The 12173-nt window shown below is 63.2% G+C and carries 6 protein-coding genes; 4 read left to right on the top strand and 2 right to left on the bottom strand.

Features of this window, described 5'->3' with window-relative positions; genetic code table 11:
* The first annotated feature begins 56 nt into the window (after window positions 1–56).
* On the top strand, window positions 57–1880 hold the full coding sequence (locus H281_RS0114960) for a VRR-NUC domain-containing protein (protein WP_020067934.1): 1824 nt from the start codon (window positions 57–59) through the stop codon (window positions 1878–1880).
* Window positions 1877–4141: an ATP-dependent DNA helicase gene (locus H281_RS0114955; RefSeq protein ID WP_020067933.1), complete on the top strand. Its 2265-nt coding sequence runs from the start codon at window positions 1877–1879 to the stop codon at window positions 4139–4141. Before H281_RS0114960 ends, H281_RS0114955 begins: the two co-directional genes overlap by 4 nt.
* A gap of 26 nt (window positions 4142–4167) precedes the next feature.
* Here the strand turns inward: H281_RS0114955 and H281_RS0114950 are convergent, their stop codons facing one another.
* Window positions 4168–6879: a mechanosensitive ion channel family protein gene (locus H281_RS0114950; RefSeq protein ID WP_020067932.1), complete on the bottom strand. Its 2712-nt coding sequence runs from the start codon at window positions 6877–6879 to the stop codon at window positions 4168–4170.
* A gap of 375 nt (window positions 6880–7254) precedes the next feature.
* The gene (locus tag H281_RS0114945) at window positions 7255–8706 is read right to left on the bottom strand and encodes a sigma-54-dependent transcriptional regulator (protein WP_020067931.1); all 1452 of its coding nucleotides are present in this window, start codon (window positions 8704–8706) and stop codon (window positions 7255–7257) included.
* Between the two features lie 1402 nt (window positions 8707–10108).
* Between H281_RS0114945 and H281_RS0114940 the strand changes: the two genes are divergently transcribed.
* Together H281_RS0114940 and H281_RS0114935 are read left to right on the top strand one after the other, a co-directional pair.
* On the top strand, window positions 10109–10408 hold the full coding sequence (locus H281_RS0114940) for a hypothetical protein (RefSeq protein WP_020067930.1): 300 nt from the start codon (window positions 10109–10111) through the stop codon (window positions 10406–10408).
* 157 nt (window positions 10409–10565) lie between these two features.
* Window positions 10566–12014, top strand: a complete 1449-nt coding sequence (locus tag H281_RS0114935; protein ID WP_020067929.1) for a nicotinate phosphoribosyltransferase — start codon at window positions 10566–10568, stop codon at window positions 12012–12014.
* Window positions 12015–12173: the final 159 nt, after the last annotated feature.

Genomic DNA, 12173 nt, shown 5'->3' with positions numbered 1-12173 from the left:
CGCGGCGGTGGAGTTTGCTATCATTACTGTATAAACGTACAGGTCATGCAAACTCCGTGGCAACCGATGCTCCGCCGGATTCCCTCGCCGGCGATCCTTACTATCTGCTGAATTTCGAGCGTGCGCTCGCCTGGCTCGCGCAACGCTACGACGATCTGCTCGACGCGAGCGAGCGCGCTTTTCTCGACACATTCGCGCGCTTGCCGCAGGCGTCGCGCGCATTGTTGGTCCGGATGCTCATGCGCAAAGGCGCATTGTTTCGTGCAAGTCGTCTTGCCTACGGCGAAATCGGCTGCCCGTTGCAAGCCGCTGCGCCCGTCTCGGCGCTCGGCTGGGTAAATCCCGCGCCACACCTGACGCTTGACGATCTGTTCGCCCTCACCACGCGCGCCGAATTACTGGACATCTTCGCCGAGGCGCTTTCACTGATTCCGGGCGCACGGAGTCTGCGCAAGCCCGAATTGCTGGAAGCATTACGTCCGTTCTATCCCGAGCGGGACGAGTTGGACGGGCATGACACCGATAGCTGCATCGCGCGCCCGTTGTCCGCATGGCACCCCCGAACGACCGATTGCGTGTTTCGCGTGGACATTGCGCCGCTGTGCGACCGTCTGCGTCTGATGTTCTTTGGCAATCTGCAGCAGGACTGGTCCGAATTCGTGCTCGCCGATCTCGGCGTATTCAGGTACGAAAGGGTGGCTTTCGGGCCTGCGTCGCGAGCGTTTCAGCAGCGCGCAGATGTCGATGTTTACCTCGCTTTGCAAGCATGTCGTGACGAACTGGACTCGATAGCAACGTCCGGCGCGCTGATCGGTCTGGAAGTAGAAAACGCTGCGCTCAATGACCTCGTGGCTCGGGTTCAAAGCGTGGAAACGTGCAACTCGTGGCTCGAATTGCGACGCGCCAAGCTGCTCTTTCGCATCGGCCAGCATTGCGAGCGCCGACAGATGTGGCCCACCGCGCTCGCGGTGTACGAGGTTTGCGCGTGGCCCGGCGCGCGACATCGGCGTGTACGCGTGCTTGAACGAGCCGAGCGTTTCGAAGCTGCGCTTTCGCTAGCGTTGAGCGCTGCAGCATCGCCCGAAAGCGAGGAAGAGGCACAGCGCATCGCGCGCATGCTCCCGCGCCTGCGTCGCAAGCTTGGTGGGCCGGCGGTGCGCGCGGCCGCTGCGCGAGCGGCCGAACGTAGTACGTTGCTATTGCCCAGACCCCAAGCGCCGCAGTCCGTTGAATACGTCGTGCGCGATCATCTGACATGCGAGTCGGCGCCGGTGCATTACGTCGAAAATGCATTAATCAACTCGCTGTTCGGACTGCTTTGCTGGGAACCGGTATTCGTGGCGCTGCCCGGTGCGTTTTTTCATCCGTTTCAACGCGGCCCCGCTGATCTTCACGCGCCGGACTTTTATGCGCGTCGAGCCGAACAGTTCGCTGCGTGCCTTGCTCAACTCGATAGCGGCGCGTATCGCGAGACGATTGCCCGGCATCTGCACGGCAAAGCAGGCGTGCAATCGCCGTTCGTGTTCTGGGGAATGCTTACGCCGGAGCTTGTCACGACGGCGCTCGACTGCTTGCCCGCCGCGCATCTGAAATTGTGGTTCGAGCGTTTGCTGCTCGATATTCGCGGCAATCGCTCGGGTTTGCCCGACCTGATCCGCTTCTGGCCCGCCGAGCGGCGCTATGAATTGATCGAAGTGAAAGGGCCCGGCGACCGCTTGCAGGACAACCAGATTCGCTGGCTAGCTTACTGCGTGCAGCACGGCATGCCGGTGCGCGTGGTCGACGTGCGTTGGGCTGACGAAGCGCTTGACCATGCGATCGCCGATCCATCCGTCGGCGCGCAGGCGCACGTCACGCTGATCGCGGAGCGCACCGCATGAGCTACGTCGTCGCCGTGCGAGCCATGTGCGAATTCACTGCGCGACGCGGCGACCTCGATCTGCGATTCACACCCGCGCCCACTTCGCTGGAAGGCATGGCGGGGCACATCACGGTTGCGGGCCGCCGCGCAAGCGGATACGAAACCGAAATCACGCTGACCGGTACGCATCGCAATCTCACCGTGAGGGGTCGTGCGGACGGCTACGATCCGGTGGCGCACCGCCTGGAAGAAGTGAAGACGTATCGAGGCGATCTCGAGCGCATGCCTGACAATCATCGCACGCTGCATTGGGCGCAGGCGCTGGTGTACGGACATTTGATGTGCCGCGCACGTGGATTCACGGAGTTGACGGTCGGGCTGGTTTACTTCGACATCGGCAGTCAGAAGGAAACGTTACTCACGCAAACGCACACGGCGCGCGCACTGGAGATTTTTTTCGTCGAGCAATGCGAGCGGTTTCTGGACTGGTCGGTGCAGGAGGAGGCGCATCGTGTCGCGCGCGACACGGCGCTCAACGCGTTGCAGTTTCCGCATGCGCAGTTTCGCTGCGGGCAGCGCGAACTGGCGGTGTCCGTCTACCGTGCAGCGCGCGACGGTAAGCCGCTGATGGCGCAGGCGCCAACCGGCATCGGTAAGACACTCGCCACGGTCTTTCCGCTATTGAAGGCGTGCGCGACGGATCAGATCGATCGCGTGTTCTTTCTGACCGCGAAGACGCCTGGCCGTGCGCTCGCGCTCGACGCGATCGAAACGCTTCGCCGGAGCGCCGGGTCTTTACCGTTGAGAACGCTTGAACTGGTGGCGCGCGACAAAGCCTGTGAGCACCCCGACAAAGCCTGCAACGGCGAGTCGTGTCCGCTCGCGCGCGGCTTCTATGACCGGCTCGACGCGGCACGTAGCACGGCGCTCGCGGGCGAAAGGCTCGATCGCGCCGCGGTGCGCGAAGCGGCGCTTGCGCATGACGTCTGCCCGTATTATCTGGGCCAGGAACTCGCGCGTTGGGCCGACGTGGTGGTGGGCGACTACAACTACTACTACGACAGCAGCGCAATGCTCTACGCGCTCACGCAGATCAACCAGTGGCGCATTGGCGTGCTGGTGGACGAGGCGCATAACCTGCTCGACCGTGCGCGCCGCATGTACACGGCGTCGCTCGATCAGGCGGCGTTGCGGATCGCGCGCAAGACGGCGCCGCCTGGCTTGCGCAAGCCGCTTGAACGGTTGCAGCGCGAATGGAATGCGGTCAAGCGGGCGCAAACTGCGTCGTATCAGGTCTATCCAGATGTGCCTGGCAAGCTGCTCTCGGCCGCGCAAAATCTGATTGGCGCGGTGACGGATCAGCTCGCGGACGCGCCGCTCTCAATCGACGAGACGTCGCTGCGTTTTTTCTTCGACGCGATGCATTTCGTCGCTCTCGCAGAGCAATTCGGCGAGCATTCCATTTTCGATATCACGCTGACAACAGATCGCCACGCGCCACGCGACAAGACCAGTTGCACGCTCTGCGTGCGCAACGTGGTTCCTGCTCCGTTTCTCGCGCCGCGATATGCAGCGGCGCGCACGACCGTGATGTTTTCGGGCACGCTTAGTCCGCATCATTTCTACCGCGATACGTTGGGTCTTGCACAGGAGACGCAATGGCTCGACGTTGAAGGGCCGTTTCGCGCGGAGCAGTTACAGGTGCATGTCGCCGGCAACGTGTCGACGCGCTGGCGCGATCGCGAACGTTCGCTCGAGCCCATTGTCGATCTGATCGCAAAGCAGTACACCGCGCAGCCCGGCAATTACCTGGGTTTCCTGAGCAGTTTCGATTACCTGCAGCAGGTGGTCGCGCTCATGCGCGAGCGTCATCCCGGATTGCCGGTCTGGGCGCAGGAACCGGGCATGGACGAAGCGGCACGCGACGCGTTTCTCGCGCGGTTTCGAAGCGCGAACCAGGGCATCGGATTTGCGGTGCTTGGCGGCGCGTTTTCGGAAGGCGTCGACCTGGTCGGGCAACAGCTGATCGGCGCTTTCATTGCGACGTTGGGCCTGCCGCAAATGAACGAGGTCAACGAACAGATGCGGCGCACGATGGACGCGCGTTTTGGCAATGGCTACGAATACATGTACCTGTACCCCGGTTTGCAAAAGGTGGTGCAGGCGGCGGGGCGCGTGATCCGCACCGAGCTCGACGAAGGCGTCGTGCATCTGATCGACGACCGGTACAGGCGGCCCGAGGTGCGCCGCCTGTTGCCTCGGTGGTGGCAGGTCCGGTAATTCAATCGACGCGCGCAGCCCGTACCTCATTCGTGCGGCGACGTTGCTCCCGGGTTTGACGGTGTGCCGGGTCCGCCCGCAGGCTTCGAGTCGACAGGGATCTGGTCTTCCACTGGCGCGTCACCCTTCGAAGCGCCGTCAGGCGATACACCCGCCGATGCGCCGTCGGCGGACGGGCTGCTCGAAGGCGCTTGCTCAGGCTCCTGTTTTGGAGGCTCGCCCGCTTCGACGCGGGGCGCGACGCTGTCCGGGTCCCACGTCAGCAGATTGCGCTGCGGGTTCGCGATTTCGATGCCGCGCTCGCGGAACTGGTCGAGAATGCGCCGGTTGAATTCGCGCTGCACACCCCAGCGCGCCGAATCGCGGCACTGCATCTGTCCGGCCAGCGTAACGGCCGAGCCGTCCACGGCGTCCACGCCCCAGAAGCTGAAGTCGGACAGAATGCCGTCCTTGAACTTCTCTTCTTCGCGCAGCGCGGCCCCGATTTCCTTGAGCGTGTCGATCGCGAGATCCACGTCCTGGCCGAATACGATATTCACGCGAACCGCCGCATTGCCGATGCCGCGATTCGTGTTGTTCACTGTCGATACCGAACTGAACGGCACGGTGAAAAGCGAACCGTCGCTGCCGCGCAGCCGCACTGTGCGGATCGACAGATATTCGACGGTGCCGGATACGCCCGCGAGCGTCACCCAGTCGCCGACTTGCATCGCGTTTTCCATCAGCAGGAAGATGCCCGTGATGAAATCCTGCACGAGCTTTTGCGAGCCGAAGCCGAGCGCCACGCCGAAGATACTCGCGCCTGCAAGAAGCGGCCCGATGTTCACGCCAAGTTCGCTCAGGCCCGTGAGCACGACCACCAGTGCGATCACGCAGAAAAGCCCGGTGCGCAACATGGGCAGCAGCGTGCGCAGACGTGCGGCGCGCACGAGGTCGCCGCTCGTCGTCCAGCGATCCAGCCGCTGCTCGACCGACACATTTACGCTTTCCCACACGATGAGCGCGATCACCGCCGCGACGCCGATCGTCACGATGGCTGACGCGAGGCGGTGGCCGACACTGCCGTCGCGGAACAACTCGCCCACATCGACGCCCCACACCTGGAGCAACGCGAGCGCGGTGACGATGCCGATGATCCACGAGACCACTCGCCGCAGCAGCGGGTAATAGCGGAACGCATGCTGATGCACGAGCGACTTGCCGGCGGCGTCTTCGTGTCCGTTGAAGAGCCGCGCGAGGCCGCCGAAGATGACGATGGCGAGCACCCGAGCGCCCACCAGCACGGCGAGCGACATGCCGCCGAGATGCAGCAGCGCGTGATAACCATTTTGCACGTCGAGCGCCCAGATGAACCACAGAGCCATTACGACGAAGACCGAGAGCCACGCCCATGCATCGGCGAGTGCATTGCCGACCATTTCAAGCGACTTGCGCGCGGCCATGCGCTGGCGAATGAGTTCGCCGACCGGTTTCGCGCATTGCAGGATCAGGATCGAGATCATCACGTGGCCGACGAGCGCCACGACCTTCATCAACGCGAGATGCGCCGCCTCGCTCAGGCCGAGCGAGTGCGCGATTTCCGCAATCGCGGAGCCCACGCCGACGACGCTGACAATGCGAATCACCCAGCGATGTACAAACGCGGCCCATGCATCGCTCATGCGCAGCAGACGCAGACGCGGTGCCGTGGGCTGCAGGAAAAAGCCGCTGATGATCACGATCACGCGGCACAGCACGTAGATATCGACGAGCGAATCGAGGGCGCGGTCTTGCGGCGTGCCGTCGTCGGTGAAGATCGACATGAGCGCGCTCGCCGCGCCGACGAATACCGCGAGCGGCAGCAGACGCAGAACCGTGATCAATAGCGCGCGCGGCAGGCGCTGCAGAAGCGTCCAGTGATGCGTGGCGTTCTGCTTGCCCTTGGCTTCCGTGACCTTGCCGTTCGCGGCCGTGGTTGAAGGCGCAGGCGTGACGGCAGGCTGTCCGGTTGCCGGTGACGTTGCCGCGCTTGCCGCAGGTTCTGTTTTCGCCTCCGCTCTGGCCTGCGCTTCCGCCCGTATCTCGGCGACCGGCGGGGCAGGCAGCGGCGGAGCGGCGTTCGCAGCGTCGGCGGGCTGCGGTTCGACGTCTACCGGTAAGTCGGTGCGTGGTGCGTCTGCGGCGTCGGCACGTTCGCGGCGCGCAGCGAGCGCGAGATACGCGCGACGCAACAGACGGCGCGCGAGCCATTCGAGCACAAGCGCGGGCAGCAGTGCGGCCAGCAGCGACCACGCAACGTGCGCGAGAATCGAGCGCGCCTGCGGATTTGTCGACTGCCAGTTCCACCACGCGCGCACCGAAGCGACGTCGAGGAGCGCCGTAATCGAGTTGCGCAGCGACGCGCCCAGATTGACGGCCCAGTGCGCGCCCTGACGAGCCAGTTGGGACGCGAGTCCGTTGGATTTGAACGCGTTCGGCACGAGAGCGGCGGCGCCGCTTGCAGCAGCCGGCGCCGAGGCGGCCGGCGCGGCGGAGGCCGGTGTGCTCAGCGCGCCGGCAGCAGCGATGGCCTGCAAGGTATCGGCCACCTGCGCGCGGCGCTTGGGATCGTTGAGGACTGAGAGCGCTTGGCGCGCCTGTTCAGGGGTCAGGGTGACAGTAGCGCCCGAGGCGGGCGTGGCAGCCGTCACCGCCGCGAAGACGGCCGGGGCGCCAAGAAGGAGGAAAAAGAGGAAGCAGGCGTGTAGTAATTTGCGCATAGGGTGTAAGACGGGCTGCGGGTGCCGATGGCGTGCGAAACATCGGTCGGTCTGGCGGTTTGATCGACGCCTTAACCGACACGGCTTTTGTCGCACAAGTTCCTTTGACTGCGGCCGCGTTGTAAAGGAAGACCGCGCTGGCGGGCGTGAGCCGGCCTAAGGCAATTGGCGAAAGCAAATTGCTTGCCTGAGTCTGCCGGACTCTACGCGAAGGGGATCATAACAAGGCGTGCCGCGGTGCCGCGCGGCATCGACGAGTGGGAACCTGACTGCCCGGACGGGCGGGGAGGTCGATGCGGGCATGCTGCTGCCGGTGGCGGACTTGCCGCAGCCGATCGCCGGAGGGCTGCGGCCCGCCCAAAAACCCCGCGAGAACTAGGCAGAAGCCGCCGACATAGGAATAGGCATGCGAGGCTCGCGTTCGCCGTCTGCGTCCCCGTCGAGGTCCGCGTTCGACGTGCGCCCGCCTGACGGCTCCGCATGCAGCCGATCCGCGTGCATCAGCCGGTATAGCGTGGCGCGGGAAATGCCGAGCTCGGCCGCCGCCTCCGACAACTTGTAGCCGTGCCGCTGCAGCGCATGTTCGATCGCGTCTTTCTCGGCTTTGCTGCGAATCTCTGCGAGCGTGACGGCCGGCCCATTGTCCGTCTCGGGCAAACCCAGGTCGCTCGCGTTGATGAAGCGGCCCTCGCTCATCACGACGGCGCGCCGCACGCAGTTGATCAGTTCGCGCACGTTGCCGGGCCACGCATAATTCGACATCGCGACGATCGCGTCGCTGGACAGTCCGCGCAGCTTGCGCGCGCCGTCCTGCTTGTACATGCTCAGCGCATAGTTCGCGAGCAGCTTGATGTCGCCGCCGCGCTCGCGCAACGGGGGCTCGACGAGGCGCAGCACGCACAGCCGGTGATACAGGTCGGACCGGAAACGGCCTTCTTTGACCGCCTTGTCGAGGTCGACGTGCGTTGCCGAGATGACCCGCACATTCACGTGGATCGGCCCGTTGCCGCCGAGCCGCTCGATCGTGCCTTCCTGCAGAAAGCGCAGCAACACGGCCTGGCATTCGTGCGGCATGTCGCCGATTTCATCGAGAAAGAGCGTGCCTTCGTGCGCGCTTTCGATTCGCCCGATCTTGCGTTGAAGCGCGCCGGTAAAGGCACCGCGCTCGTGGCCGAACAGTTCCGCTTGCAACAGGGTTGGCGGAATCGCCGCGCAATTGATGGCGACGAACGGCCGGCCGGCGCGCGGCGAGCGTTCGTGGATCGCGCGCGCGGTCAACTCCTTGCCCGTGCCCGACTCGCCGGCGACGAACACCGGCGCTTCTGTCGTGCCGCATTTGTCGATGCGCCGGTACAACTGCTGCATAGCCTCGCACTGGCCGACCATGCCGTGCCGTCCGAGCGACGGTTCCGGCGTTACATGCGCTTGTCGCAGCGCCGACAGCCCGTGCGCATGACCCAGCGCGAATACGAGCCGCTCATTGAGCCACGGCCGTGTGACGAAGTCGAAGCAGTAATCGAGGATGAAACGGCTGATCAGTTCGTCATCCGCCTGACCCGGCGCAATTTGAGCGACCCAGTTCGTTTCTGGCCGGCGCATGCACGAGGCTAGGGCGGACAGTTGCTGCGACGTACAGTCTTCCGGCAGTTCAATGAGGCCGACCTTGATATTGTCGCGCTCGATCATGCGTTCTGCGCTCGCGGTGGTTTTTGCGTGTACGGCGTGCCATGCGGATGCGGCGAGGAAGTCGGCGAGTTTCTTATCGGGCGAGTTCGACACGTAAAGAACGGTGCGTTCGGTGTCCGCAGATGCGAAAGTCATATTCATTACCCCCGATTCGGTGCTGCTTTCAAGACTGCTGTTCGACGTTGTCAAGGATCGCAAGCCTGACCGGGCCTGCGGAATAACTGAGCCAGCAGCCTGGTTGCAACCCCGGGCACGAAGCTCTGAGCCGTCGCGGGCGCTACTGCCCTACTGGGGGCGACGGCCGATCGACTGTAAGGTCATAGCGGGGCAAGCAGCGCAGCGTGAACTGCGAGGTGCAGCCTATTGGCGGCAGACAGGTGAACGTTTCGCGTTGCACCGGCCGGAGTATTTCATCCCCGAATCACTTGTACCGTTTCTTATCTCCTTGGCTTTTTTGTTCGCGCTCTAAACGGCGCGTGACTTAAACATAAGCGAAAGCGCTTTGGAATGCTATACAAACAAATCAGGAAGCCGGCAGTTTGCCCTCCTGACGGGCGTTTATTCGATTCCGGCTGATAGCGGCGCGATTGCGGCCGGACAGTTGCCCGATTGCCGGCCTAATGCGCGCATAACCGGAAGCCGTTCGGACAGCACACGTCAAGCCCCGTTATGCGCGGTGGAGTACACAACGCGTGGACGAACCCTGAGCGAGCAGGTCCGTTACGCGATTTTCGATGTTTCAGGTATGCAACATAATCGACAGCGCGTTTTCCACGGCATCTGGATCGATTCTATCTGCTGCTATGTCGGCAGATTCGTTCAGAACTTGAACGCAAACCGCGAAGGGGCGCGGTGTACCCGGCTTTAACGCTTATATGAAGCGCATATTCCGTGCGTTCAATTGACGTTTTACGCACGATGGCGGCCTCGATGAGCGTCTCGTATACGAATCATCGGAGCTATGGCACGGCGGCGAAAAAACCGGCCAAAGCCGCGCATGCCGGCGAACGCCTTGTGGCACAGGACTTCGACCCGCATGGCATGGCCATTGCAATAAGCGAGTCACAGCGAATCTGTTGCTGCCGGTCGGTGAGGGAGAGGGGAAGTCGAAAAAAACGACCGGCAGCACAACGACTCGCGGACGCGGCCGGGGAAAGCCAATGCGTTCTGCGAGGCTGCGGCGGGGTCATGGACAAGCGGACGTCACATAACACGGGGCGAATGACCGATGCGAAACGGTCGTTCGCCACCCGGCGACGCAAATCTTTGACCTCGTCGATTTTTTCGTCTGTGGAGGTGCAGGTGGCGGAGACATAACGACAGGTACCTCGCGCGGCAACGTTTGCGCGAGCGACATGCAAACGGGGAAAGGGCAGCGCACGGTCTGGACCAACCGGCGCGACGAAACGGGGAGAAGGCCAGAGCTTCCATAGAGAAGCGCACAAGCGAGGTGGACCGGGCGCCGTGTTCGCGTGTTTAGCGTGAGCACGGCGGACCTGGAAGGCTGCATGCAGCCGTCAGCATGTCACCGAACGGGGATGTCATGAAAACGCACGTTATCGGCCCGGTGTGCAGGCCGCGCCACGACCATCCAGCCACGGCACGTAGTGGCGAAGTTATCCGTCTTCGTTACCGGGCGCACGTTGGTGCGCCGCGCGGACTGTTTGCCGCACCGCCGGTGGATCTGCTCACGCTCGTGATTGCCGACGCAATGAAGCGCAAGGCGCAGGCGGAGATTCAGCGCCCGGAATTGCGCGATGCATACGAGATGCCGGTTTCGCGCGAGAGGAACGCCGATCGCGATGCGGACATCAGTCAGCGGGAATACGACGAATCGGACTGAGCGCTGCTGGTGAGTTGAGGGAGTTGAGGGTGGCTTGCGCGAGCATCCCGAACGATGACAGAACATTCGAACCGCTGCGCCGACGTGCTGGCCGCTTCACGCTTCGTGGCATCATGTAGAGACTGCCACAGTCAGCGAGCCGGGCGCGGCGTCCTCCATGGCCAACGAATCCAGCGGTTTTAGCGGCATTTCTTCGATCCTCTCGAATCCGATTCTCAACACGGACTCGTATAAGGCATCGCACTATCTGCAGTACCCGCCGGGAGCGTCGGCGATGTTCTCGTACATCGAATCGCGCGGCGGGCGCTACGATTGCACGCTCTTTTTCGGCCTGCAGATGCTGATCAAGGAGTATCTGTGCCGGCCCATCACAGCGGCAATGATCGAGCAGGCGAAGGCGTTTTTCAGCGCGCATGGCGAGCCGTTCAACGAAGCCGGTTGGCGTCATATCGTCGAGCATCACAACGGGTATTTGCCGGTGCGGATTCGCGCAGTGCCCGAGGGTTCGGTGGTGCCTACGCATAACGTGCTCGTCACCGTCGAGTGCGACGATCCGCTGGTATTCTGGCTCGCCTCATATCTGGAAACCATGCTGCTGCGCGTGTGGTATCCGGTCACGGTAGCGACCCAAAGCTGGCATCTGCGCAAGACGATTCACGCCTATCTGTCAAAGACGAGCGACGACCTCACGCAACTGCCGTTCAAGCTGCATGATTTCGGGGCGCGCGGCGTGTCGAGCGCGGAGTCGGCGGCAATCGGCGGCGCCGCGCATCTCGTGAGCTTCATGGGCTCCGACACGGTGCTCGGCGTGGTCGCGGCGAATCACTACTACAACGAGAGCATGGCCGCTTTCTCGGTGCCGGCCGCCGAGCACAGCACGGTCACCTCATGGGGCCGCGAGCGCGAGACCGACGCGTATCGGAACATGATCGCGAAGTTCGCCAGGCCGGGCGCAATCGTTTCGGTGGTATCGGACTCCTACGATCTGTACGCGGCGCTCAAGGTTTGGGGCACCGATCTGAAGCAGGCCGTGCTCGATTCCGGCGGCACGCTTGTAATCAGACCGGATTCGGGCGATCCGCAATCTATCGTCTTGCAGACCTTGCATGCGCTGGAGGCGTCGTTTGGATCGGTCCTGAACAGCAAGGGGCGCCGCGTGCTCAACAACGTGCGAGTGATTCAGGGCGACGGCGTGAATCCCGACTCGCTCGAGGCCATTCTCGCCGCAATGGACCATGCGGGCTTCGCGGCGGACAACATCGTGTTCGGCATGGGCGGCGCGCTGTTGCAGCAGATCAATCGCGACACTCAGCGTTTTGCGATGAAGTGCTCGGCAATCCGCCTCGGGGATACATGGCACGACGTATCGAAAGATCCGGTGACGGACACAAGCAAACGGTCGATGAAAGGACGCCTCACGCTGTTGCGCAACCGTCGAACGGGCGACTACCGCACGGCGACGCTGCCGCTCGCGCCAGCAGTGAACGCGGCGGCAGGTGAAGGCGATTGGGAAGATGCGATGATCACCGTATTCGATTCGGGCAAGCTGCTGGTCGACGTTTCGCTGTCGGAAATCCGCGCTCGCGCGCATGCGCACGAGGCATAGCGGCTGCGCATGCAGGCCCGCAGCGGCAAGGATTCGATACAATCCGGCGAGTTGCGGTTAGCGGTTATCGCTGGCTGTAACGCGGCTTCAACGCGGGTGCAACTCGGCTGCAACGCGGCTGCAACTCGCGCTCCAATACGGGCAACGCAAATACCAGAA

It is taken from the genome of Paraburkholderia caledonica (assembly GCF_000383275.1).
In the GTDB taxonomy this organism is placed as follows: Bacteria; Pseudomonadota; Gammaproteobacteria; order Burkholderiales; family Burkholderiaceae; genus Paraburkholderia; species Paraburkholderia caledonica.
Note: the sequence above shows the minus strand (reverse complement) of the source record. Positions and strands in the feature narration are given on the sequence as shown.